This window comes from Streptomyces sp. NPDC039480 (genome assembly GCF_055597165.1).
In genome coordinates, this window is sequence record NZ_JBVITX010000002.1 from 712806 (window position 1) to 737870 (window position 25065).

General features: G+C 72.1%; 20 protein-coding genes. 15 read left to right on the top strand and 5 right to left on the bottom strand.

The window, feature by feature from the left end; translation table 11 throughout:
* Positions 1–145: 145 nt before the first annotated feature.
* The 5 genes from ACZ56E_RS09305 (at position 146) to nudC (ending at position 10632) form a co-directional block, all read left to right on the top strand.
* Positions 146–3637, top strand: coding sequence for an ATP-dependent helicase (locus ACZ56E_RS09305; RefSeq protein ID WP_471212648.1), 3492 nt, complete (start codon positions 146–148; stop codon positions 3635–3637).
* 135 nt (positions 3638–3772) lie between these two features.
* Positions 3773–4471, top strand: coding sequence for a hypothetical protein (locus tag ACZ56E_RS09310; protein ID WP_471212650.1), 699 nt, complete (start codon positions 3773–3775; stop codon positions 4469–4471).
* 82 nt (positions 4472–4553) lie between these two features.
* A complete protein-coding gene (locus ACZ56E_RS09315) occupies positions 4554–8204 on the top strand; it encodes a UvrD-helicase domain-containing protein (RefSeq protein WP_471212653.1) in 3651 nt (1216 codons plus the stop codon).
* 10 nt (positions 8205–8214) lie between these two features.
* Entirely contained in the window at positions 8215–9618 is a 1404-nt protein-coding gene (locus tag ACZ56E_RS09320; protein ID WP_471212655.1) for a dipeptidase, read from the top strand.
* Positions 9619–9684: 66 nt separating this feature from the next.
* A complete protein-coding gene (gene nudC, locus ACZ56E_RS09325) occupies positions 9685–10632 on the top strand; it encodes an NAD(+) diphosphatase (RefSeq protein WP_471212657.1) in 948 nt (315 codons plus the stop codon).
* Between the two features lie 5 nt (positions 10633–10637).
* Here the strand turns inward: nudC and ACZ56E_RS09330 are convergent, their stop codons facing one another.
* Positions 10638–10880: a mycoredoxin gene (locus ACZ56E_RS09330; RefSeq protein ID WP_398300955.1), complete on the bottom strand. Its 243-nt coding sequence runs from the start codon at positions 10878–10880 to the stop codon at positions 10638–10640.
* A 90-nt stretch (positions 10881–10970) separates the two neighbouring features.
* Here ACZ56E_RS09330 and ACZ56E_RS09335 point away from each other — a divergent pair, with 90 nt between their 5' ends.
* The 5 genes from ACZ56E_RS09335 to ACZ56E_RS09355 all read left to right on the top strand — a co-directional run bounded on the left by ACZ56E_RS09335 (position 10971) and on the right by ACZ56E_RS09355 (position 14915).
* Positions 10971–13244 carry an ATP-dependent DNA helicase UvrD2 gene (locus ACZ56E_RS09335; RefSeq protein WP_471212659.1) on the top strand — a complete coding sequence of 758 codons (2274 nt, stop codon included), beginning with the start codon at positions 10971–10973 and terminating at the stop codon, positions 13242–13244.
* Positions 13245–13406: 162 nt separating this feature from the next.
* Positions 13407–13748 (top strand): hypothetical protein, encoded by a 342-nt coding sequence (locus ACZ56E_RS09340; protein ID WP_471212662.1) that lies wholly within the window; start codon positions 13407–13409, stop codon positions 13746–13748.
* 169 nt (positions 13749–13917) lie between these two features.
* A complete protein-coding gene (locus ACZ56E_RS09345) occupies positions 13918–14286 on the top strand; it encodes a WhiB family transcriptional regulator (protein WP_055565619.1) in 369 nt (122 codons plus the stop codon).
* Positions 14283–14606: a hypothetical protein gene (locus ACZ56E_RS09350; protein WP_471212664.1), complete on the top strand. Its 324-nt coding sequence runs from the start codon at positions 14283–14285 to the stop codon at positions 14604–14606. The genes ACZ56E_RS09345 and ACZ56E_RS09350 overlap by 4 nt, the downstream gene beginning before the upstream one ends.
* Before the next feature lie 117 nt (positions 14607–14723).
* A complete protein-coding gene (locus tag ACZ56E_RS09355; RefSeq protein WP_471212666.1) occupies positions 14724–14915 on the top strand; it encodes a hypothetical protein in 192 nt (63 codons plus the stop codon).
* Positions 14916–14927: 12 nt separating this feature from the next.
* On the opposite strand, the gene ACZ56E_RS09360 is transcribed toward ACZ56E_RS09355, so the two are convergent.
* Together ACZ56E_RS09360 and ACZ56E_RS09365 are read right to left on the bottom strand one after the other, a co-directional pair.
* On the bottom strand, positions 14928–16328 hold the full coding sequence (locus ACZ56E_RS09360; RefSeq protein WP_471212667.1) for an ABC1 kinase family protein: 1401 nt from the start codon (positions 16326–16328) through the stop codon (positions 14928–14930).
* Positions 16329–16369: 41 nt separating this feature from the next.
* Positions 16370–17503, bottom strand: coding sequence for a TOMM precursor leader peptide-binding protein (locus ACZ56E_RS09365; protein ID WP_471213141.1), 1134 nt, complete (start codon positions 17501–17503; stop codon positions 16370–16372).
* Between the two features lie 278 nt (positions 17504–17781).
* On the opposite strand from ACZ56E_RS09365, the gene ACZ56E_RS09370 reads away from it, so the two are divergent.
* The 4 genes from ACZ56E_RS09370 to ACZ56E_RS09385 all read left to right on the top strand — a co-directional run bounded on the left by ACZ56E_RS09370 (position 17782) and on the right by ACZ56E_RS09385 (position 21663).
* Entirely contained in the window at positions 17782–18405 is a 624-nt protein-coding gene (locus ACZ56E_RS09370) for a M48 metallopeptidase family protein (protein WP_468609083.1), read from the top strand.
* A 117-nt stretch (positions 18406–18522) separates the two neighbouring features.
* On the top strand, positions 18523–20199 hold the full coding sequence (locus ACZ56E_RS09375) for a TerD family protein (protein ID WP_471212669.1): 1677 nt from the start codon (positions 18523–18525) through the stop codon (positions 20197–20199).
* An 11-nt stretch (positions 20200–20210) separates the two neighbouring features.
* Positions 20211–20891, top strand: a complete 681-nt coding sequence (locus ACZ56E_RS09380; protein ID WP_384541677.1) for an AIM24 family protein — start codon at positions 20211–20213, stop codon at positions 20889–20891.
* A 16-nt stretch (positions 20892–20907) separates the two neighbouring features.
* Positions 20908–21663, top strand: a complete 756-nt coding sequence (locus ACZ56E_RS09385) for an AIM24 family protein (RefSeq protein WP_471212671.1) — start codon at positions 20908–20910, stop codon at positions 21661–21663.
* Between the two features lie 102 nt (positions 21664–21765).
* On the opposite strand, the gene ACZ56E_RS09390 is transcribed toward ACZ56E_RS09385, so the two are convergent.
* Together ACZ56E_RS09390 and ACZ56E_RS09395 are read right to left on the bottom strand one after the other, a co-directional pair.
* Positions 21766–22290 carry an NUDIX hydrolase gene (locus ACZ56E_RS09390; protein WP_471212673.1) on the bottom strand — a complete coding sequence of 175 codons (525 nt, stop codon included), beginning with the start codon at positions 22288–22290 and terminating at the stop codon, positions 21766–21768.
* Entirely contained in the window at positions 22287–23744 is a 1458-nt protein-coding gene (locus ACZ56E_RS09395) for a zinc-dependent metalloprotease (protein WP_468609073.1), read from the bottom strand. The genes ACZ56E_RS09390 and ACZ56E_RS09395 overlap by 4 nt, the downstream gene beginning before the upstream one ends.
* 191 nt (positions 23745–23935) lie before the next feature.
* Between ACZ56E_RS09395 and ACZ56E_RS09400 the strand changes: the two genes are divergently transcribed.
* Positions 23936–25048, top strand: coding sequence for an SDR family oxidoreductase (locus ACZ56E_RS09400; RefSeq protein ID WP_471212677.1), 1113 nt, complete (start codon positions 23936–23938; stop codon positions 25046–25048).
* Positions 25049–25065: the final 17 nt, after the last annotated feature.

The following is a 25065-nucleotide window of genomic DNA, read 5'->3' on the forward strand; positions in this document are numbered from 1 at the left end:
CGGCGGGGGACCGGTGGTCCGTACGGGGGAAGCCACGCGTCCTCCGCGCCCACTGGCGTAGCGTCGACAGCACGCGTCCCCCTCACCCCGCGGCCACCGCGCGGCCGCTCATCGACCAGCACACCCACCAGGACCGGCGACCCACGTGAGCTCCCCCTCTTCCACTCGGCACATCCGGCACCCGTCGCACCACCCGGTACGACAGGGGACCCGGGACGTCTACCGACTGGTGCGCACACCGCTGGAACCGTTGGCTCCCCCTCGCTTGGACGCAGGTCAGCGGGGTGTGGTTGACCATAGGAACGGACCGCTGCTGGTCCTGGCCGGGCCCGGCACGGGCAAGACGACCACCCTCGTGGAGGCCGTCGCCGCGCGTGTCGCCGAGGGCGGCGACCCCGCGCGGATCCTGGTGCTCACCTTCAGCCGCAAGGCCGCTGTGGAGCTGCGCGACCGCATGGCGCTGCGCATAGGGGCGGCGAACGCCCCACAGGCCACCACGTTCCACTCCTTCTGCTACGCCCTCGTCCGCGCCCACCAGGACGCCGAGCTGTTCGTGGAGCCCCTGCGGCTCCTGTCGGGACCCGAACAGGACGTGGCGGTACGCGAACTGCTCGCGGGCCAGATCGACCTCGCGCAGAAGGGCCACGGTCACATCCGCTGGCCGGACGAGCTGCGTGCCTGCCTCACCACCCGCGGCTTCGCCGACGAGGTCCGCGCGGTCCTCGCCCGCAGCCGTGAGCTTGGCCTCGGCCCGGACGCCCTGGACGCCTTCGCCCGCCGCAGCGGACGGCCCGACTGGGGCGCGGCGGCGGCCTTCCTCGCCGAGTACCTGGACGTACTGGACCTGCAAGGAGTGCTCGACTACGCGGAACTGGTGCACCGCGCGGTGCTGCTCGCGCGCCGTCCCGAGGTGGCGCGGGCGCTCGGCGCGCAGTACGACGCGGTCTTCGTGGACGAGTACCAGGACACCGACCCGGCCCAGGTACGGCTGCTGCACGCGCTGGCCGGCGGCGGACGCACCCTCGTCGCCTTCGGCGACCCGGACCAGTCGATCTACACCTTCCGGGGCGCCGATGTGAACGGCATCCTGGAGTTCCCGCACGACTTCCCGCGCGCGGACGGCCGCCCGGCGCCGGTCGAGGTCCTGACGACGTCCCGCAGGTCGGGCGCGCAGCTCCTCGCGGCCACCCGGCTGCTCACCCGGCGCATGCCGCTGACCAGGCTGCCCGCGGAGAAGGTGCGGGCCCACCGGGAGCTTGCACCGGTCAGGGGCGGCGGCCGCGTCGAGGTGTACACGTATCCGACGGCCGGCACGGAGCTCGACAACATCGCGGACATCCTGCGCCGCGCGCACCTCGAGGACGGTGTCCCCTGGGGCGAGATGGCGGTCCTGGTCCGTGCGGGCGCCCGCACGATCCCCGCGGTCCGGCGCAGCCTCAGCGCGGCCGGTGTCCCCCTGGAGATCGACGGCGACGACATCGCCCTGCGCCACGAGCCGGCGGTGACGCCGCTGCTGACGGCGCTGCGGGTGGTGGCGACGGCGGTCGTTTCGGAGACGGCTGACGGGGAGACGGCCGATGCGGAGGCGGCTGCTTCGGCGGCCACTCCGGAGACGGCTGATACGGCGACGGCTGATGCCGATACGGAGACGGCCTCTCCGGAGAGCACGGACGCCGCCGCCTCCGGTGTGGAAGCAGCACCCCCGGGCGCGGGAGCCGGCGCGGAAGCCGGCGTGGAAGCCGCCACGGAAACCACCACCCCCGCCTGGCTCGACACCGAGACCGCTCTCGATCTGCTCACCTCCCCGCTGGCCGGCATGGACGCCGCCGACCTGCGGCGTCTGGGGCGCGCCCTGCGCGAGGAGGAGCGTGCGGCGGGCAATCACCTGCCGCCGCCCTCCGACGAACTCCTCGCCCGTGCCCTCGCCGAGCCGGAGCGGCTCGTCGCGCACGACCCGACGTACGCCCGAGGGGCCCAGCGGCTCGGCGCGCTGCTCCGCAAGGCCCGTGAGCGCCTCGCGGGCGGCGGCACCGCCGAGGAGGCGCTGTGGGAGCTGTGGGACGGCACGCCGTGGCCCACGCGCCTGGAGCGCACCGCGCGCCGCGGCGGCGCGGCAGGACGCAACGCCGACCGCGACCTCGACGCGGTGTGCGCCCTGTTCGCCGCGGCGGCCCGCGCGGAGGAGCGCACGGGCGGACGCGGCGCCCTCAACTTCCTGGAGGAGACCGAGGCGCAGGACATCGCCGCGGACACCCTCACGCGCCGGGCGGCCCGCCCCGACGCCGTACGGCTGATGACGGCGCACCGCTCCAAGGGCCTGGAGTGGCGCCTCGTCGTGGTCGCGGGTGTCCAGGAAGGCCTCTGGCCCGACCTGCGCCGCCGCGGCTCGCTCCTGGAGGCCGACCGCATCGGCCGCGACGGCCTCGCCGAACCGCTGACGCCCGGGGCGCTCCTCTCCGAAGAGCGCCGTTTGTTCTACGTGGCCGCCACGCGCGCGCGTGAACGCCTCGTCGTGACCGCGGTGAAGGCACCGGCGGACGACGGCGACCAGCCGTCCCGCTTCCTCACCGAACTCGGCGTCGAGCCGAAGGACATAACGGGCCGTCCGCGCCGCCCCCTGTCCGTCGCCGCGCTCGTCGCGGAGCTGCGCGCCACCACGGTCGACCCGCGGGTCTCCGAGAGCCTGCGCGAGGCGGCGGCCCAGCGCCTGGCCCGCCTCGCGGCGCTCAGCGACGCCGACGGCCGCCCCCTGGTGCCGGCCGCGCACCCCTACCGCTGGTGGGGCATGTACGAACCGACGGCGAGCGAGGTCCCCTTGAGGGACCGCGACAAGCCCGTCGTGCTCTCCGGCAGCGCACTCGACCAGCTCGCCAACACCTGCTCCCTGCAGTGGTTCCTCGGCCGCGAGGTGAAGGCGGACGCCCCCGCGACCGCCGCCCAGGGCTTCGGCAATGTGGTGCATGTCCTGGCCGACGAGGTGGCCTCCGGGCGCACCCCGGCCGACCTCGACGTCCTCATGGAACGCCTCGACTCCGTGTGGGACGCGCTCGCGTTCGACGCCCCCTGGAAGTCGGCGCAGGAGAAGGAGCACGCGCGCGTGGCGCTGGAGCGCTTCCTCCAGTGGCATGTGATGGACCGCGCGAGCCGCACCCCCGTCGCCAGCGAGCACGACTTCGACGTCACTCTGGAAGCCGGTCCCTACGAAGTACGCGTGCGGGGCTCCATGGACCGTGTCGAACAGGACGCCGAAGGCCGTGCCTACGTAGTCGACTTCAAGACCGGCAAGCAGTCCCCGACCGCCGCCGAGGTCGCCCGCCACCCGCAGCTCGCCGTCTACCAGCTGGCAGTCCGCGAGGGCGCCGCGGACGAGCTCTTCGAAGGAGTACGCCCCGAACCGGGCGGCGCCGAACTGGTGCAGCTGCGCCAGGCCGCCGCCAAGAAGAACGGCGGTGACGCCCTCCCCAAGGTGCAGGCGCAGGAGGCCCTTTCCGGAGAGTGGATCGGTGACCTCCTCGCGACGGCCGCGGGCAAGGTCCTCGACGAACGCTTCACGCCCACCACGGGCCAGCACTGCACCCACTGCGCCTTCCGCGCCTCGTGCAGCGCACGCCCGGAAGGCCGCCATGTGGTGGAGTGACCCGGCCGTCGCACCCGTGGTCATTGTCACGTCGCGTCACCCGAGGACATAGCAGCCCCGGAAGCAATCTAAAGTCTCCGTAAAGACATGCTGTGCACCGGCTGAGGGTGCACCTTTTCGAGGAGATGCACGTATATGGCAGCCAACCGGAAGCTCCTGGCCGTGGCCGCGGCGTGTGCCGCCGCCGTCATCGGCGTCACCGGCTGCAGCAGCGACAGCGGCGACAAGGACCCCTTCGACGGGATGAGCGCCGACAAGATCGCCGACGAGGCCTCCAAGGCCTCCAAGGACGCCGGTTCCTTCACGATGAAGGGCCACGCGAAGCAGGACGGCCAGGTGAACAACATCGAGTTCGCCGTCGCCGAGTCCGGCGACTGCAAGGGCACGATGGGCTCGCCGAAGTCGGGCACCGCCGAGTTCCTCTCGATCGGCACGACCTCGTACGTCAAGGCCGACGACAAGTTCTGGGAGGCCAAGGGCGGCGGCAGCACGGCCGAACTCCTCAAGGGCCGCTGGGTGAAGTCGCCCGGCGAGGACGACAGCGTCTGCAACCCGGACGACATGTTCAAGTCCGACAAGCTCAAGAACCTGAAGCGTGAGGACGACGCCGAGGTCGACGGCAAGAAGGCCGCCGTCCTCACCCAGAAGAAGGGCAAGGAGACCACCACCTTCTTCGTCGCCATGGAGGGCAAGCCCTACTTCCTGAAGGTCGAGAACAAGGGCAGCGACGACCCGGGCTCGGTCACCTTCGGCGGCTACGGCAAGCCCGTCGACGTCAAGGCCCCGCCGGCCAAGGACGTCGTCGACCCGAAGAAGCTCTCCGCCGGTTCCTGACCCGCACACCCCATGAGCGGGCGGTGGCCACCCGCGTCCGGGTCCGCCCCGGATGTCAGTGGCCACCGCTAGCCTCTCTGACGTGTCACCTCGCATCACCGACCCCGAGCAGCTCAAAGAGCTCCTCGGCATCCCGTTCACCCCGGAGCAGACGGCCTGCATCACCGCGCCGCCCGCCCCGCAGGTGATCGTGGCCGGAGCGGGGTCGGGAAAGACGACGGTGATGGCGGCCCGCGTCGTGTGGCTCGTCGGCACCGGCCAGGTCGCCCCCGAGCAGGTCCTCGGCCTGACGTTCACGAACAAGGCGGCGGGGGAGCTCGCCGAGCGCGTGCGCCAGGCGCTGATCAGAGCGGGCGTCACCGACCCCGACGCGGTCGACCCGGACAACCCGCCGGGCGAGCCGGTCATCTCGACGTACCACGCCTTCGCCGGCCGCCTCCTGACCGACCACGGCCTCCGCATCGGCCTGGAGCCGACCTCCCGCCTCCTCGCCGACGCCACCCGCTTCCAGCTCGCCGCGCGCGTGCTGCGCGAGGCCCCCGGGCCCTACCCCGCGCTGACCCGCTCCTTCCCGGACCTCGTCAGCGACCTCCTCGCCCTCGACAGCGAGCTCGCCGAGCACCTCGTGCGGCCCGAGCGCCTCCGGGCGTACGACAGCGAACTGCTGCGGGCCCTGGAAGGCGCCAAGCTCACCAACGCCGACCTGCGCAAGGTCCCCGAGACGGCCGCGGCCCGCCTCGAGCTGGCCGAGCTCGTCGGCCACTACCGCGCGGCCAAGCGCTCCCGCGACCTCCTCGACTTCGGCGACCAGATCGCCCTCTCCGCGACGCTGGCCCGCACCCGCCCCGAGGTCGGCGAGATCCTTCGGGACGAATTCCGCGTCGTCCTCCTCGACGAGTACCAGGACACGTCCGTCGCCCAGCGCATCCTCCTGTCCGGCCTGTTCGGCGGCGGCACGGGCCACCCGGTGACCGCCGTCGGCGACCCCTGCCAGGCCATCTACGGCTGGCGCGGCGCCTCCGTGGCGAACCTCGACGACTTCCCCGACCACTTCGCGTACGCCGACGGCCGCCCCGCCACCCGCCACGCGCTCAGCGAGAACCGCCGCAGCGGCGGCCGCCTCCTCGACCTCGCCAACGGCCTCGCGGAGCCCCTGCGCGCCATGCACGCGGGCGTGGAGGCCCTCCGGCCCGCGCCCGGCGCCGAGCGCGACGGCGTGGTGCGCTGCGCCCTGCTGCGCACGCACGCCGAGGAGATCGACTGGCTCGCCGACTCGATCGGCCACCTCGTCCGCACCGGCAAGGCGCCCGGCGAGATCGCCGTCCTGTGCCGCACGGCCACGGACTTCGCCGAGATCCAGTCCGCGCTGGTCGCCCGCGACATCCCGGTGGAGGTCGTCGGCCTCTCCGGACTGCTGCACCTCCCCGAGGTCGCCGACCTCGTCGCCGTCTGCGAAGTCCTCCAGGACCCGGGGGCGAACGCCTCCCTGGTGCGGCTCCTGACCGGCCCGCGCTGGCGCATCGGCGCCCGCGACCTCGCCCTCCTCGGCCGCAGGGCCCGCCTCCTCGTCCGCCCCGGACACACCGCTCCGGACGACCCGGACCGCCGCCTCGCCGAAGCCGTCGAGGGAGTCGACCCGGCCGAGGTCATATCGCTCGCGGACGCGCTGGACACGTTCCTGGAGTCCCCCCTCGACCCGGACGACACCTCCGGACGGGACGACGGACTGCCCTTCTCGGCGGAGGCCAGAGTGCGCTTCGCCCGGCTCGCCGCGGAACTGCGCGAGCTGCGCCGGTCACTGGCCGACCCGCTGATGGACGTGCTGCACCGCGTGCTCGCCGTGACCGGCCTCGAGGTCGAGCTCTCCGCGTCACCGGGCGCCCTGGCGGCCCGCCGCCGCGAGACCCTGTCCAACTTCCTGGACGTCGCCGCCTCCTTCGCGGCGAACGACAGCGGTGCGTCACTCCTCGCCTTCCTCGGTTTCCTGCGCACCGCCGCGCAGTACGAGAAGGGCTTGGACAACGCCCTGCCGGGCGGCGAGAACACCGTCAAGGTGCTCACCGCTCACAAGTCCAAAGGCCTGGAGTGGGACGTCGTCGCCGTCCCCGGCCTGGTCAGCGGCACCTTCCCGAGCGCCCAGGGCCGCGAGAAGTGGACCGCGCAGGCCAAGGTGGTGCCCCACGAACTGCGCGGCGACGCGGCCACGCTGCCCGACATCGACGCGTGGGACGCCAAGGGCATGAAGGCCTTCCACGAAGCGATGAAGGACCACCAGCGCACCGAGGAGCTCCGCCTCGGCTACGTGACCTTCACCCGCCCCCGCTCCCTGCTGCTCGGCTCGGGCCACTGGTGGGGGCCGTCCCAGAAGAAGCCGCGCGGCCCCTCGGACTTCCTCCAGGCCCTGCACGACCACTGCGCGGCCGGCCACGGCGAGATCGAGGCCTGGGCGGACGCGCCGGCCGAGTACGAGGAGAACCCCGCGCTCCACGAGGCGACGGCCGACCAGGCATGGCCCCTCCCGCTGGACGACGCCTCCCTGACCCGCCGCCGCGCCGCCGCACAGACGGTCCTCGCCCACCTGGACCGCCTCACAGGAGAGGGCACCCCCGAGCCCGCCCGCTCCCACGAAGAGACCCACCCGTCGGCGCACGACGACGTACCCCTGGCCGAACACCCCGACTGGCCACCCCCTCCGGAGGACGAAGAAGGCACCTACGAAGAAGGGGTCTACGGAGAAGCCTCCTACGGAGAAGCCGCCTACGGAGAAGCGGATTTCCCCGACGTCGACCCGGCGGACTGGGATTCCCTGGCGACGGAACGCCCCACGGTCCCGCACCCCGCGGACATACCGGGCGCCGAAGCCACGCACCCCCACGCCCCGGACGAGGGCGGCCACCCGCACGTAACGCTCCCCGCACCCCGCCACGACGCCCGCCCGCACCCCGCCCCGGAGGAGGAGCCCGCAACCCGCCCCGCCCCGGAGCTCACCCCGGAGGAAGCCCGCACCCTCGCCTCCTGGGACCGCGACCTGGACGCCCTGGCCGGAGAGCTCCTGCGCGCCCGCGAAACCGTCAGGGACATCCCTGTGCCGCCCTCGCTCACCGCGTCCGAGCTGATGCGCCTGGCCGCCGACCCCGAGGGCTTCGCACGGGACCTCGCCCGCCCCATGCCGCGCCCGCCGCAGCCCGCCGCCCGCCGCGGCACCCGCTTCCACGCCTGGATCGAGTCCCGCTTCGAAGAGCTCACCCTGCCCATGCACTTTCCGGAAGACCTGCCGGGCGGCGCCCCGGACGAGGCCGAGATCGCCGACGAGCGGGACCTCGAGGCCCTCAAGGAGGCATTCGAGCGCACCGAGTACGCCCGGCGCGCGCCCTACCGCGTCGAGGTCCCCTTCCAGTTCGTGATCGCGGGCCGCGTCATCAGGGGCCGCATCGACGCCGTCTACAAGGAAGGTGACGGCGCCGACACGACGTACGAGATCGTCGACTGGAAGACCAGCCGCACCCGCACCGCCGACCCCCTCCAGCTCGCCGTGTACCGCCTGGCCTGGGCCGAGCAGCAGGGCGTCCCCCTGGAGTCGGTCAAGGCCGCCTTCCTCTACGTGCGCAGCGGAGAGGTCGCCCGCCCGAGGGACCTCCCGGGCCGCGCCCGGCTGGAGCGCCTCCTCCAGGAGGAGCCGGCCGGCGTCCCGGGTGACGAACCGCCGGACGAGCCCGCCCCGGATGGCGGATAGGCTCGTGACCATGAGCGAGACACCGGACAGCGCCGTCCGCACGTACATCGAGAACCACCGTGCCGCCTTCCTCGACGACCTCGCCGAGTGGCTGCGCATCCCGTCCGTGTCGGCGCAGCCCGACCACGCCGGGGACGTGCGCCGCAGCGCGGACTGGCTCGCCGCCGCGCTCAAGGAGACCGGCTTCCCGACCGCGGAGGTCTGGGAGACGCCCGGGGCCCCCGCCGTCTTCGCCGAGTGGCCCTCCGACGACCCGCAGGCCCCCACCGTCCTCGTCTACGGCCACCACGACGTGCAGCCCGCGGCCCGCGAGGACGGCTGGCACACCGACCCCTTCGAGCCCGTCGTCCAGGGGAAGCGTCTCTACGCGCGCGGGGCGGCCGACGACAAGGGCCAGGTCTTCTTCCACACCCTCGGCGTCCGCGCCCACCTCGCCGCCACCGGCCGCACGGCGCCCGCGGTCAACCTCAAGCTGCTCGTCGAGGGCGAGGAGGAGTCCGGCTCCCCGCACTTCCGCGCGCTCATCGAGGCCCACAAGGACCGCATCGCCGCCGACGCGGTGATCGTCTCGGACACCGGCATGTGGTCGGAGGACACCCCGACCGTCTGCACGGGCATGCGCGGCCTCGCCGAGTGCGAGATCCAGCTGCACGGGCCCGACCAGGACATCCACTCCGGCTCCTTCGGCGGCGCCGTGCCGAACCCCGCCACCGAGGTCGCCCGCCTCGTCGCCGCCCTCCACGACGAGCACGCGCGCGTGGCGATCCCCGGCTTCTACGAAGGCATCGTCGAGCTCACCGACCGTGAGCGGGAACTCTTCGCCGAGCTGCCCTTCGACGAGGGACGCTGGCTGAGCACGGCCAAGTCCCACGGCACCCGCGGCGAGACAGGGCACACCACCCTGGAGCGCATCTGGGCCCGCCCCACCGCCGAGGTCAACGGCATCGGAGGCGGCTATCAGGGCGTGGGCAGCAAGACGATCATCCCGTCGTCCGCCCTGGTGAAGCTGTCCTTCCGGCTGGTCGCGGGCCAGGACCCCGACCACGTGGAGAAGGCCGTGCGCGCCTGGGCCGCCGACCGCGTCCCCGCCGGCATCCGCCACACGGTCACCTTCAGCGCCGCCACGCGCCCGTGCCTGACCCCGCTCGACCACCCCGCCCTGCAGTCCGTCGTGCGGGCGATGGGCCGTGCCTTCGAGCAGAAGATCCGCTTCACGCGCGAGGGCGGCTCGGGACCGGCCGCCGACCTCCAGGACGTCCTCGGCGCGCCCGTGCTCTTCCTGGGCATCTCCGTCCCCTCCGACGGCTGGCACGCGCCGAACGAGAAGGTCGAGATCGATCTGCTCCTGAAGGGCGTCGAAACCACCGCCTACCTGTGGGGCGACCTCGCGGAGAACTGGCGCGATGCACACTGAGAGCCGCCCGACCGCCGGACCCGTCCCGCCGAACAACCCATTCCATCGGGGGAGTTGGAAGCACCTGTGACCACCTGGACCGACCGCACCGCAGACCGGCCCATCTCGCTGACCGCGCAGAGCGGCATCGACCGCGCGGCGCACCACCGCATGGACGAGGCGTGGCTGGCCGCCGCCTGGAGCCACCCCACGACCCGGGTCTTCGTGGTCTCCGGCGGCCAGGTGCTCATCGACGAGACGCCCGAGGGCGACACCGAACTGGTGATGACGCCGTCCTTCGAAGCGCCGCTCACCGAGGAGCACCGCTACTTCCTGGGCACGGGCGACGACGGCGTCAGCTATTTCGCGCTCCAGAAGGACACCCTGCCGGGCCGCATGGACCAGTCGGCGCGCCCCGCAGGACTGCGTGAGGCGGGGCTCCTGCTCTCCCCCCGGGACGCGGGCCTGATGGTGCACGCCGTCGCCCTGGAGAACTGGCAGCGGCTGCACCGCTTCTGCTCACGCTGCGGTGAGCGCACCATCATCGCGGCGGCGGGCCACATCCGCCGCTGCCAGGCCTGCGGCGCCGAGCACTACCCGCGCACCGACCCCGCCGTGATCATGGCGGTCAGGGACAGCGAGGACCGCATCCTCCTCGGCCGCCAGATGCACTGGCCCGAAGGACGCTTCTCCACCCTCGCGGGCTTCGTCGAGCCGGGGGAGTCCATCGAGCAGTCGGTGCGGCGCGAGGTCTTCGAAGAGGCGGGCGTCACGGTCGGCGACGTGGAGTACGTCGCGAGCCAGCCCTGGCCGTTCCCCTCCAGCCTGATGCTGGGCTTCATGGCCGACGCCACCTCCTCGGAGATCAACGTCGACGGCGAGGAGATCCACGAGGCCCGCTGGTTCTCCCGGGAAGACCTGCGGGCCGCATTCGAGTCCGGGGAGGTCCTGCCTCCCTACGGAATCTCGATTGCGGCCCGGCTGATCGAGCTCTGGTACGGCAAGCCCCTGCCGAAGCCGGGGACCGTCGGCTAAAGCGCTCAGACGGCCAGCTTCTGCTTGACCTGCGCCAGCGACGGGTTCGTGAGCGTCGAGCCGTCCGGGAAGAGAACGGTGGGAACCGTCTGGTTCCCGTCGTTCGCCTTCTCGACGAAGGCCGCGGAGTCCGGGTCGTGCTCGATGTTGACCTCGGTGTACGCAATGCCCTCTCGGTCCATCTGGCCCTTGAGGCGGCGGCAGTAGCCGCACCACGTCGTGCTGTACATCGTCACAGTGCCCGGCATGTCTCGTGTGCTCCTTCGTTGCTCGGGGTGCGTCATCGCAATGGATCGAACGTACGCGACACGGCCACCATTCCCGCATTAGTACGACCGGTGACGCATCCCTGTGGACAACCGGCTCACCCGCCCCCTGCGACCTGGCAAGCTGGCTGGGTGACATCAGCAACGCACTCCACCCTCTTCCCGCAGGTCCCGGACTCCCCTGACGCGGTGCTCGACGGGCTCGACCCGGAGCAGCGCGAGGTCGCCACCGCCCTGCACGGGCCGGTGTGCGTCCTGGCGGGCGCGGGCACCGGCAAGACGCGGGCGATCACGCACCGGATCGCCTATGGGGTGCGCGCCGGAATGCTCCAGCCCGCCAGTGTGCTGGCCGTCACCTTCACCAACCGCGCCGCGGGCGAGATGCGCGGCCGCCTCCGCCAGCTCGGCGCCTCTGGCGTCCAGGCCCGGACGTTCCACTCCGCGGCCCTGCGCCAGCTCCAGTTCTTCTGGCCGAAAGCAGTCGGTGGCCCGCTGCCCCGGATCGTCGACCGCAAGATCAAGCTCGTCGCGGACGCGGCCGCCGCCTGCCGCATCCGCCTCGACCGCAATGAGCTGCGCGACCTCACCAGCGAGATCGAGTGGTCCAAGGTCACCCAGACCGTCCCCTCGGACTATGCGGCGGCCGCCGCCAAGTCGGGCCGCGACATCCCGCGCGACCCCGCAGAGATCGCCCAGCTCTACGCCGCGTACGAGGACCTCAAGCGCGACCGCGCCGTGATCGACTTCGAGGACGTGCTGCTGCTCGCCGTCGGCATCCTCCAGGACCGCCACGACATCGCAGAACAGGTCCGCTCCCAGTACCAGCACTTCGTCGTCGACGAGTACCAGGACGTGAGCCCGCTCCAGCAGCGCCTCCTGGAGCTGTGGCTCGGCGAGCGGGACAACCTCTGCGTCGTCGGCGACGCCAGCCAGACCATCTACTCCTTCACCGGCGCGACCCCCGACCACCTGCTGAACTTCCGCGCCCGCCACCCAGGGGCGACGGTCGTCAAGCTGGTCCGTGACTACCGCTCCACCCCCCAGGTGGTCCACCTGGCCAACGGCCTTCTCTCCCAGGCCCGCGGCCGCGCCGCCGACCACCGCCTGGAGCTGATCTCCCAGCGCGACCCCGGCACCGAGCCGGTCTATGTGGAGTACGCGGACGAGCCGGCCGAAGCCGAAGGCGCCGCCCGCCGCATCCGCGCCCTCCTCGCCGACGGCGTCCCCGCCAGCGAGATCGCGATCCTCTTCCGTACGAACTCGCAGTCGGAGATCTACGAACAGGCCCTCGCCGACGCGGGCGTGCCCTATCAGCTCCGCGGTGCCGAGCGGTTCTTCGAGCGCACCGAGGTGCGCGAAGCGGGCGCGGCCCTGCGCGGCGCGGCCCGCTTCGGGGGCAACGACGCGCTGCTGGACGACGTCGTCGACCTGCCCTCGCAGGTGCGTGCCGTGCTCTCCACCAAGGGCTGGACGACCGAGGCGCCCGCCGGCTCCGGGGCGGTCCGCGACCGCTGGGAGTCCCTGGCCGCGCTGGTGCGGCTCGCCGAGGACTTCTCACGGGCCAGACCGGAGGCCACCCTCGCCGACCTGGTGGCCGAGCTCGACGAGCGGGCGAACGCCCAGCACGCGCCCACCGTCGAGGGCGTCACCCTCGCCTCGCTGCACGCGGCCAAGGGCCTGGAGTGGGACGCCGTGTTCCTGGTGGGCCTCGCCGAGGGCATGATGCCGATCACGTACGCCAAGACGGACGAGCAGATTGAGGAGGAGCGCCGCCTCCTCTATGTGGGGGTGACCCGCGCCCGCGTCCACCTCTCCCTCTCCTGGGCGCTCTCCCGCTCGCCGGGCGGCCGTCCGAACCGCCGGCCCAGCCGCTTCCTGGACGGCCTGCGCCCGGGCTCCGGAGCGGGCGCTGCGGCCCGGGCCGCGGGCGGCGGCCCCGGTGGCGTCGAGCGCGGCAGCGGCGGCGGCGAGGGGACCGGTACCGCGGTCGGGCGTCGGCAGCGCAGGAGCCGCACCCCGGCCCGCTGCCGGGTCTGCGGCCGGACCCTGACCGACGCGGGCGAGCTGAAGCTCCTGCGGTGCGAGGACTGCCCGTCCGACATGGACGAGGGGCTCTACGAGCGGTTGCGGGAGTGGCGGTCCGGCCAGGCGAGGGAGCTGGGACAGCCCGCCTACTGCGTCTTCACGGACAAGACCTTGATCGCGATCGCGGAGGCCGTGCCGGAAGACGAGGGCGAGCTGGCCCGCATCCCCGGAGTCGGGGTCCGTAAGTTTCACCGCTTCGGAGCCGACGTCCTCGCCATCTGTGCAGGTCAGGAGCTTGTAAGGGGCGCCGATGGCGAATGATTCAAACTCGTCGAAAAAATAGTTTGCGCATGCGCGACGAAGACCCATAGGTTCTTAACACGGAAACGGCGGCTTCTCCGAAGCCCGGTTCCGTGCTGTACTTGACAGTCCGCAGGATCGGTTCCGGTCGATCCCCTAGACGCCGAGAGGAGGCGATTTCCAGTGATCAGCATCAACGAGAGCTTCATCAGCACCGCGAAAATGACCGATCGCTCGGTCGTCGCTTCCTGCCTGCTCGGCTTCTCGAACCAGGGCACCGGTCTGTCCGGCGGCATCCCCGCCGTGCGTCCGCTGTCCGCCTCCATGCCTCTCGCCGGCCTTCGCGTCAGCGTGGCCAATGAAGGCAATGAGCGACCGACCAAGGCACCGGAAGCAGCAGTAGCGGAGGCGCAGGCCCAGGCCTATGCCTTTGCGGCAGCCGGTGCCGGATTCCGGAAGCAGACGACGCAGCACCACATGATGTGGGCCTTCCGTGGGCTCGAACCCTGGAGTGATCCAGTCTGATCCTCGATCAGACCGGCGCCTTCAGGGCCGCGGAACCCCACCCGGGATCCGCGGCCCTTCTGTTTTCCCCAAAACAGGGAGACAGAGCGAAGGGGCCGACAGCAAGACCCGGTACCAGCCGCCAACCGGCCGACCCAGGCCGGCACGACCAGACGAGGAAAACACCACCGTGCAACTCGAAGCGCACGCCCCGTCCGTACCGCCTTCACAGACGCTCCCCCCGCCCGCACCCACGGAGGACCCGACCTTGACTCCCCTCACCGCGCTCACCGCGCTCGACGACGCCATCGAGAACCTCGGCGTACCCGTTCCCTGCCGGGCCTACGACCCTGAGGTCTTCTTCGCCGAGTCCCCGGCCGACGTCGAGTACGCCAAGTCTCTCTGCCGCACCTGCCCGCTGATGGAGGCCTGCCTCGCCGGCGCCAAGGAGCGGCGTGAGCCGTGGGGCGTCTGGGGCGGCGAGCTGTTCGTCCAGGGCGTCGTCGTCGCCCGGAAGCGGCCCCGTGGCCGCCCGCGCAAGAACCCGGTCGTCGCATGAACACCGCCGGAACCATCGACCGTCCCCTCACGCACGACCCCAAGAAGCAGGCCCCGATGAAGGCAGCCACCCGCGAGCCCGCAGGCTCCGCGACCCCGGACTTCACCACCACCGGCGCGCACGTCTCGCGCCAGAACAGGACCCGAGAGATGCAACTCATCCCAGAAGCCATGGCTCGTGCGCATATGCACGAACGGATGCGTGAGGCCGAGGCTCAACGCCCGGCCGCGCGTCTGATGGCGGCCCGCCGTATGCAGCGCCGCGCGGAGCGCGCCTCGCTGCGTGCCCGGCGCGCGCTCGCCCTGGCGGTTATGCAGTAAGAGCCACGAAGGCGCTTCGGCGCGCTGGCAGATACTCACGGGGGCCGGTCCGAACGGACCGGCCCCCGCAGTGCGTTGTACTCACCGAACGTCCGGAAGCGGCGATATGGTCGCCCGGTGGAACAGCAGAACTCCCGGCCCGAGGAGACAGTGAACGTCGTCTGCTCCCGCTGCGGCACGGTCGCCGAAGGCACGCCACCGACCTGGACCTGCTCCGTGGAGAACGGCGCCCGCCACTACCTCTGCGACGCCTGCGCACGGGAGAACATCAGAGCAATCGAAGGACGCCTCGACTCCGACTGGTGGTGAACCCCCCGCGGCTCAGGCCTCCACCGCCGCGCTGCCCTCCTCGATCTCCTCGGACTCCTCGATCTCCCCGTCCTCCCCGATCTCCGCGGACTCCTCCACGAAGCCGGGCAGCCACTCCTCCAGCTCGTCCCGCATCCGCACCGTCGCACCCAGCTGGCACAGGACCCCGATCGTGCTCACCGTCACGCGGTGTATCAGCAGATACGCCGGGGGCAGGTTCAGATAGCGGCCCAACTGGTAGGCGGGGGAGCGGACATCGGCCAGCCGGGCCGCGTGCTTGCGCATCCAGGCACGGGTGAAGGTGTACTCGTCCACCGCCAGGGGCTCGATGATCGGCAGCAGATAGTCGAGCACCGCCTGCGGTTCCAGGTCGACGGACTCCTTGACGAAGTTCTCCTCGCGCAACATGTCGTAGACGGCGTCGGCCTCGCCCTCCAGCGTCATCCGCAGCGACCTGCCGATGGTCGGGGGCAGCCCGTCGGGCAGCCGGTCGACCGTGCCGAAGTCGAGGACACCGAGGCGGTAACCGTCCTTCTCGTCGGGGAGCAGGCGGAAGTTGCCGGGGTGCGGGTCGGCGTGCAGCAGCCCCGTGCGCGTCGGGCCGGAGAAGAGGAAGCGGGCCAGCAGCTGGCCCGCCCGGTCGCGCTGCTCCTTCGTGCCGTCGGCGATCACCTCCGAGAGGGGCGTCCCGTCCATCCACTCGGTCACCAGGACCTCCTCGCTCTGGTGCACCACCTGCGGCACCACCACGTCGGGGTCGTCCGCGAACTCGACGGCATGCGCCTGCTGGGCCTGCGCCTCCAAGGCGTAGTCGAGCTCCTCCGAGACACGGTCGCGCAGCTCCGCGATGAGCGGCTTGATGTCCATTCCCGGAATCAGCGGCCCCAGGAGGCGGGCGAACCGGCTGAGTTGGTTGAGGTCGGAGAGCAGCGCCTCGCCCGCTCCTGGGTACTGGACCTTGACCGCCACCTCACGGCCGTCCGCCCACACGGCCCGGTGGACCTGCCCGATCGACGCCGCGGCCGCCGGCTTGTCCTCGAACTCCAGGAACAGCTCCCGCCAGTCCTCGCCGAGCCGCTCCTCGAGAACGGAGTGCACGGTGCGGGTCGGCATCGGGGGCGCCGCCTCCTGGAGCTTCGTCAGCGCCGCCCGATACGGCCCGGCGACCTCCTCCGGCAGCGCGGACTCGAAGACGGACAGCGCCTGCCCGAACTTCATGGCGCCGCCCTTCAGCTCGCCGAGGACCTTGAAGAGCTGCTCCGCCGTGCGCTGCTGCAGCTCGCGCCCCACGATCTCCGCCGACTTGCCCCCGATCCGCTTGCCGAGCCCCCAGGTCGCGCGCCCCGCGAAGCCGAGTGGCAGCGCGGCCAGTTTGGCAGTACGGGTGACTGCCTTCCGGGGAAGATCAGACATGCGCCCCTCCAAGTCCCAGACAGCCGCGCCTTGTCAGGCGGTTACCCCGCCATTGTTGCGTGCGGCTTCGTGTCAGCGGTGGGCCGATCCCCCTTAACGGACACACCGGCCCCACAAGAGCATGATGGATGCGGCCAAATCGGGCTCGAGTGCCACTCGAATCCTGGGACGGAGGCCGTCCACCGCACCCCCGCACCGGCCGACGAACCGCTGTCCAGGAAGGCGAGGGCGTGCCCCGCCGCCAGCCCGGCGACCGAGGTCGACAGGGCCAGGTCGCACGCCGGCACCTGTCGCGCGGGCCCGGAGCGCCACTGGGCCAGCATCCGGGGCCAGGTGGGATCGCGGTCCGCGCGCTGCCGGAACAGACACTCGGCACACGCGGTCGTCCCCGGCAGGACCAGGGGGCCCACCACGCCCGTCCCCTCGATCACTCCCGCGTAGAGATGGGGGGTGCCGGAGGCGAGCAGTTCCTCGGCGGCGGCGGGCGCGGGAGCGTATGCGTCCAGGCCGTCCCTCGGGGCGATGATCACCAGGGACAGGCCCCCCGCCCCCTCGGGCTCGGTGGACCGCCGGGGTGGTCGGCCGGGTGCCGACCGACGCACGATCCGGCGCGCGGTCGTGTCCCTGCGCTCCCCGACGGACTCGGCGGGCAGGCCGCCCGGCGCGACGTCCCACGGCTGCACATGCCCGCCGTCCAGCACATCGACCCGGCCGACGCCCGCGCCCGCAAGCACGGAGGCCACCACGGCGCCGACCCGCCCGGCGCCCCGCACCTGGACCCGCATGGCACGCCGCGCCGCGGCCTTGGCCATCGCGTCACCCGGCTCGGGGGAGAGGAGCGACAACGAGGCCAGATCGGCCCGCAGCCGGTCCATGACCTCGCCCCGCTCACGCAGCGCGTCCGCCGCGGGGCCGCCGCCCGTCGAGTCGTCGAGAAGGCCGGCCCGCGAGAGCTCGCCCAGGAGTCTGTCCACATGCCCGTCCGGCAGCCCCATCCGCCGGGCCTCCTCGCGCAGGAGCGGCACCCCGCGAGTGCCGTCCAGAAGAGTCAGAAAGCTGCTCGTCGCCGTGTCCATCGGGCCGAGTACCAGGGCGTGCGCGGGCGCCACCCCGAACTGCACGGTGCTCAGGTCCCGCCAGCCGCGCCGCAGGGCGGGCTTCAGGATCGGGTGCATGGCCGTCGCCGCTGCTGCTGCCGCTGCCGTTGTGCCCGTCACGGTCGTCGTCGCTGTCGTCATGGTCGTCCCCCGTCGGCCGGTCGTCGCGGTCCCGTCCGCCGCGCCGATCGAATGCCAGAATGCCCGCCTCACCGGATGCCCGCGTCGCGTTGTCCACAGGCGGTGGGTGTTAGTCGTACTAATCAGTCGTACTAATCAAACGCACAGGGAGCGGAACAGCGCCGAACCGTCCCGGAGGCGGGACTTCCCCCATGCCCAGCGGGTAACGTCGGGGCGTGCCCGCCGACCCGTCCCCTCGCGTCGCTGGGGAGACCTCAGCGCGTCGCGCCGGAGCTCCACAGCGCAGCACGACCAGCCCGTCACCGTCCGGTGCGGTGGCCAGCGCGGTCGAGGTCAGACGGAGCGCCCGCCGCCGCAGAACGGTCTCCGCGTACCGGGAGGGCGACCGCACCGTCGTCCTCATCCCGGCCCGGATGTCCGAGGCGGAAGAGCAGCGCTGGGTCAACGTGATGCTCGACAAGCTCGCCGCCCAGGAGAGCAAGCGGCTGCTCGGCGACGCGGAGCTCGCCGAGCGCGCAGGACGGCTGTCCGAGCAGTACTTCGGCGGCCGCGCCAGGCCGGCCTCCGTTCGCTGGGTCACGAACCAGAACACGCGCTGGGGCTCCTGCACCCCGGCCGAGGGCAGCATCCGCCTTTCGCACCGGCTGCAGGGCATGCCCGAATACGTCGTGGACTACGTGCTCGTCCACGAGCTCGCCCACCTTCTCGTCCCCGGCCACGGACCCCGTTTCTGGCGGCTCCTGGAGGCCTATCCCCGCACCGAGCGGGCGCGAGGCTACCTCGAAGGGGTGGTCGCGGCCGGTCGGCTGCCCCACCTTCCCGCCGCCCGCGAGGAGTGAACGTCCGCCGGATCTCGCGGTTGTGTAGCGGGTCTGTACCGGCTTCGCCCGCTGTCGGACTTTGCGGTTAGCCTGACGCGACGCATTCACATTCGGGATGGGGGACGGTCGTTACGTATGGCCAGGGAATTCCAACGCGGCCACAAGGCCAAGGTCAGTGACCTCACCGCGGGAACCGATCTGTACGTCGGCGTGCAGATCTCCGCACCGGGGCTGACGTTCGACATCAGCTGCTTCGGCCTCGACGCGAGCGAGCGGCTCTCGGACGACCGTTACTTCATCTTCTTCAACCAGCCGAAGTCCCCCGAGGAGTCGATCCAGCTCCTGGGCGCCCAGGCGGGCGACACCGAGTCCTTCCGGGTCACGCTCGACCGCATCCCGCAGCAGATCCAGCGGCTGTCGTTCACGGCGACGATCGACGGCGCCGGGCAGATGTCGCAGGTCGCCTCCGGGTACATCCGCATCGTCGCGGGCGGCGAGGAAGTGGCGCGCTACGCCTTCAACGGCGCGGAGTTCTCCACAGAGCGCGCCGTCATGCTGGGCGACTTCTACATGAAGGACGTCTGGCGCTTCGCCGCGATCGGCCAGGGCTTCGACGGCGGGCTCGACGCCCTCCTGAGGAACTTCGGCGGCGAGGTCGCCGAGGAGGAGCCCGCCGCCCCGCAGCCGCAGGCCGCCGCGCCCTCCTTCGCACCGCCCGCGCAGGCCGCGGCGCCGCCCGCGTTCGGCGCCCCGGCAGCCGCAGCGCCGCCGCAGGCACCCGCGCCCGCTCCCATCCCGGCGCCCGCGCCCGCCCCCGCTCCCGTGCAGAACTTCGCGCCGCCGCAGGGCGCCACCCCGCCCCCGGCTCCCGCTCCCGTGAACCCTCCGGTGCACGCCGCGCAGACCGTCGTGGCCCCCATGCACCAGCCGCCGGGCGGAGCCGTGCCGCCGCCGTCGGCCCCCTCGCCGTACGGCCAGCCGGGCCAGCAGCCCCCGCAGTTCGCCCAGGCCCCGGGCCAGACCGCACCCCCGCCACCCGGATACGGCCAGCAGCCCGCCGCCCCCATGCCCCCGCCCGGCTACGGCCAGCAGCCCCCCAGCGGCCAGTTCCCCGGACAGGCCGCCGCCCCGCAGGGTGCGGCACCCCAGGGCGCCGGTGTGGCCGCGGCCCTCCAGAAGTACCGCGAAGCCCCCACCGGCCAGCGCTGGACGCAGCAGAACGAGAAGCTCATACGCGTCGACCTCGGCGTCGCCGACCAGCCGATCCTCGCCCGTCAGGGCAGCATGGTGCTCTACCAGGGCAAGGTCGAGTTCAGCTACAAGGGCGCGGGCTTCGCCGGACGCATCGTGGGCAACTCCACCGGCCAGGAGATGCAGCTGATGCGCTGCTCCGGCCGGGGGCAGGTCTTCCTCGCCGAGGAAGGCACCCACCTGCACCCCATCGAGCTCCAGGGCGACGCGATCTGCGTCTCGGCGGAGAACGTCCTCGCCTTCGACGAGACCCTCCAGCACGAAGTGCGCAGGATCGAGGGCCACGGCATCCCCGGCGGCGCTCTGTTCGTCATGCAGTTCCAGGGCACCGGCACCGTCATCCTGAAGACCCACGGCGTGCCCGTCGTCCTGCCCGTCACGCCGACGACCTTCGCCGACTGCCACGCCGTCGTCGCCTGGTCGGCCGCCGCTCAGGCGATCGTTTCCAGCCAGGTCCGGATGCGCAGCAACGCGTACGCGGGATCCACGGGCGAGAGCGTGAACCTCCAGTTCCGTGGCGCGCCCGGCAATTTCATCGTCGTCCAGCCGTACGAGGTCTGAGGGAGCCCGTCATGAATCAGCAGCTCGCGGGCTTTGCTCCCGCACCCGTCGCCGCCCGCATGGAGAACCACGGCCACCACATGGTCAAGGTCGCCATGCAGACCGGCAACGACCTCTTCGCGCGCGTGGGCTCGATGGTCGCCTACGAAGGGTTCGTGCAGTACGAGCCGAATCCGCCCGCCGTCCGGCAGGTCGCGCGCGAGTGGATGACCGGCGAGGGCGCGCCCTTGATGAAGTGCTCCGGAGACGGCCTCCTCTACCTCGCCGACTACGGAGCGGACGTCGTCGTCATCAACCTGGCGGGCGACTCCCTCTCGGTGAACGGCACCAACCTCCTCGCCTTCGACGCGTCCCTCCAGTGGGGCGTCGAGCGGGTCAAGGGCATGGCCAAGTTCGCCGGGCAGGGCCTGTGGAACATCAAGATCTCCGGCCAGGGCTGGGTGGCGCTGACGTCCCGGGGCACCCCGATCGTCGTCGACTGCGGCCGTGGCGACGACGAGACGTACGTCGACCCGGACGCCCTGATCGCCTGGTCCCCGAACCTCAAGGTGAAGGGCAAGCGCAGCTTCAAGGCCGGCTCCCTCATCGGGCGCGGCAGCGGCGAGGCCTATCAGATGGGCTTCTCCGGAGAGGGCATCGTCGTCGTACAGCCCAGCGAGGACAGCACCGACCGTCTCCGAGCACGGGGCTGAGGGGGAGCAGGACACCATGCAGAGCCCACTTTTCGCGCACGCCGAGCAGCAGACCCAGGAGCGCTACTCCGTCCAGAACCCACAGCTGTTGCGGGTCGCCCTGGAAGGCCACGACGACGTCCTGGCCCGCAAGGGCGCGATGGTCGCCTACCAGGGGCTGATCGAGTTCGACGCCGAGTACCAGAGCCAGGGCAACCAGCGGGCCCGCGCGCACACCGGCGAGGGCCTGGACCTGATGCGCTGCCACGGTCAGGGCACGATCTACTTCGCCAACCTCGCCCAGTACATCCATGTGGTGGATGTCGACCAGGACGGCCTGACCGTGGACAGCAGCTATGTCCTCGCGATGGACTCGTCGCTGACCCACCAGGTCATCGCCGTCGACAGCCAGTACGGCATCTCCGGCTCCGGCAAGTACCAGCTCAACATCAGCGGGCGCGGCAAGGTCGCCCTGATGACGTCGGGCCAGCCCCTGATGCTGCAGGTCACGCCCGACCGGTACGTCAACGCGGACGCCGACGCGATCGTCGCCTGGTCCAACGGCCTGCGCGTCCAGATGCAGGCCCAGACCCACTCCTCGGGCGTCTGGCGCCGTCGCGGCAACACCGGCGAGGGCTGGGAGCTCAGCTTCATGGGCCAGGGCTACGCGCTCGTCCAGCCGAGCGAGATGCTGCCGCCCCAGAACGCGGACATCGGGCGGGGCGCCCAGGCGCAGTTCGGGATGGGCCAGCAAGGGACCCGGGGGCAGAACCAGGGCAACGTCTGGAGCTGAGCGCTCCGCTTCGGTGAAGCAGCGGACAGGGCGCGGGGAGCACGTGCGGGCCGTATGTGGCTGGTCGCGCAGTTCCCCGCGCCCCCTATAGGGGGCGCCCCGCTAGAGGCGCGCCCTCGTCGCTTCCACCAGGCGTACGACCGACTCGTCGGCGACATTCGCCACCTCGTCGTACGCGAACCAGCGCAGGTCCAGTGATTCGTCGCTGATCGCCTCGACCGCGTCGGACGGGGCGAGCGCGGCGTACTGCACGTCGAGGTGCTGGGTGCACGGGCCCGGGATCGGGTGGCGGTCCAGGCGGACCGGGCCGCCCGCCAGCAGCGTCAGGCCCGGCACGCCGGACTCCTCCGTCGCCTCGCGCAGCGCCGCCGCGGCCAGCGTCGGATCGCCCGGCTCGCAGTGACCGCCCATCTGGAGCCACATCCGCAGCTTCTTGTGCAGGGTGAGCAGCACGCGCCCGCGTGAGGGGTCGATGACCAGGGCGCTGGCCGTCACGTGCCCGTCCGTGCAGGCCTTCCACATACCGTCCGCGGGGTGCGCGGACAGGTGGTCCAGGTAGTACTGGCGCAGCTCGGGCTGGTCCTCGTAGCCCTTCAGTACGAGGACCGTGTCGTCGTACAGGCTCACTTGCCGTCGTCGTCCTTGGTGTCGTCGCCCTCGTCCTTCGTGAGGTCGGGCTTCGCGGAGCCGCCGCCCGCCGCCTCGCCGAGCATCTTGTCCAGCTCGGAGAAGTCCAGCTGCTCGCGGTGCACGAAGCCGTCAGGGTCGTCCAGGTCGGAGGCCGTCGGCAGCATGTCCGGGTGCTCCCACAGGCCGTCGCGGCCGTCGACACCGCGCGCGTCCGTGAGCGAGGCCCACAGGCGCGAGGCGTCCCGCAGCCGGCGCGGGCGCAGTTCGAGGCCGATCAGCGTGGCGAACGTCTGCTCCGCGGGGCCGCCCGTCGCACGGCGGCGGCGCAGCGTCTCCCGGAGGGCGTCGGCGGACGACAGGCGGGGCTTCGCGGCGGCGTGGACCACCGCGTCCACCCAGCCCTCCACGAGCGCCAGAGCCGTCTCCAGGCGGGCCAGAGCGGCCTTCTGGGCCGGGGTGTCCTCCGGCTGGAACATGCCCTGCTGGAGAGCCTCCTGCAGCTGCTCCGGATTCTGCGGGTCGAGCTGGCCGACCACGTCCTCCAGCTTGGCCGTGTCGACCTTGATCCCGCGGGCGTAACCCTCGACGGCGCCGAACAGGTGCGAGCGCAGCCACGGGACGTGGGCGAAGAGCCGCTGGTGGGCGGCCTCGCGGAGCGCCAGATAGAGCCGCACCTCGTTCTTGTCGATGCCCAGGTCCTTGCCGAAGGCCTCGATGTTCACCGGGAGGAGCGCGGCCTTGCCGGCCGGGCCGAGCGGGAGGCCGATGTCGGTGGAGCCGACGACCTCGCCCGCGAGCACGCCGACGGCCTGGCCGATCTGCTGGCCGAACATGGCGCCGCCCATGGAGCGCATCATGCCGATCAGCGGGCCCGCCATGGCCTGCATCTCCTCGGGCAGCACGTCGCCCATGGCCAGGCCGACGCGCTCGGCGACGGGGTCGACGAGCTCCTTCCACACCGGCAGGGTCGCCTCGACCCACTCGGCGCGGCTCCACGCGACGGCCGAGCCCGACCCGGACGGCAGCGACGTCGCGTCGTCCAGCCACAGGTCGGCCAGGCGCACTGCCTCCTCGACGGCGGAGCGCTCGGCGGGGCCGACGCTGGCGTCCTTGGTGCCGTCCGCCGTGCCCTGGGACACGGTCTGGCGGGCGATGTCCTTGGCCATGTCCCAGTTCACCGGGCCGCCCTCGTACGAGAGCATCTGGCCGAGCTGCTGGAACGCGGCGCCCAGGTCGTTCGGATTCATGGAACCGAACATCGCGGCGAACGGGTTGTCACCGCCGCCGGCTCCGGGGAACCCCCCGAAACCGAACGGGTTCGCGGGGCCACCGGCGCCCTGCCCGCCCTGGCCCCCGCTCTGTCCCTCTCCAGGGGATCCCTTCTTCTTGCCCTCGTCGCCGTCTTCCGGCTCCTCCGGCGGAAGGCCGAATCCGAATGGGGTGTCACTCACGGGATTCCTCGGCTCGTCAGGCCGCCGGTATCGTTCCGGCGGCGGCTGCCCTACAACACCACCCAGCGTAGACACCGTGACGGGTTCGGGCCTCGGTGCTTCGCCGACTCTTGGCCTGCGGCAGGATGGATGCCACCTGGTACGTACGCGTCATACGCGTACGTACTGAAGACAACCGCTGGAGACGCCCGGTGAGTTCCCCAGATCCACAGGTTCGCGCAGCGCGAAACCCCTCAACCTCGGCGCCCGTCCGAGGGCCGGTGGTCGCCGTGACCGGCGCCGCCTCCGGAGTGGGCGCGCTCCTGACCGAGCGCCTCGCCGCATCGGAGGCGATCAAGCAGGTCATCGCCATCGACGAGCGCCGGGGCGACTGCACGCAGGCGCAGTGGCACATCCTGGACGTGCGGGATCCGGCCATCGCGGAGAAGCTGCGCGGCGCGGACGTCGTGGTGCACCTGGCGCTCGATCTCGACCTGGAGACCGACGCCGCGGCCCGCACCGCGTACAACGTGCGCGGCACCCAGACCGTGCTGACCGCGGCCGCGGCGGCCGGTGTGCACCGTGTCGTGCTCTGTACGTCGGCGATGGTCTACGGAGCGCTGCCCGACAACGAACTGCCCCTCTCCGAAGACGCCGAATTGCGTGCCACCGCGGAGGCCACCGGTGTCGGTGACCTCCTGGAGGTCGAGCGGCTCGCCCGCCGGGCGCCCCGCGCGCACCCCGGCCTCAACGTCACCGTCGTGCGGCCCGCGACGCTGGTCGGCGGCACGGACACGGCCCTCACGCGCTATTTCGAGTCGCCCCGGCTCCTGGTCGTGGCGGGATCGCGCCCCGCCTGGCAGTTCTGCCACGTCGAGGACCTGTGCAGCGCTCTGGAGTACGCCGTCCTGGAGAAGGTCGACGGCGAGCTGGCCGTCGGCTGCGACGGCTGGCTGGAGCAGGAGGAGGTCGAGGAGCTCAGCGGGATCCGGCGCATGGAGCTGCCGTCGACGGTCGCGCTCGGCGCCGCCGCACGGCTGCACCGCATCGGCCTCACACCGTCGCCGGCCGGTGACCTCGCGTACACGATGTACCCGTGGGTGGTCAGCGTCAGCGGCCTGCACGACGCCGGGTGGCGGCCCCAGTGGACGAACGAGGAAGTTCTCGCGGAGCTGCTCGAAGAGGTCGCCGGGCGGCGCACCGTGGCAGGCCGGCGGCTCGGGCGCAAGGACGCCACGGCCGCGGGTGCGGCGGGTGCGACGGTCGCGCTGCTGGGCGCCGCGGCGGTGGTGCGCAGGGCGCGGAAGGCGCGGCGGAGGATCTGAGGCCCGTCGGGGCGCCG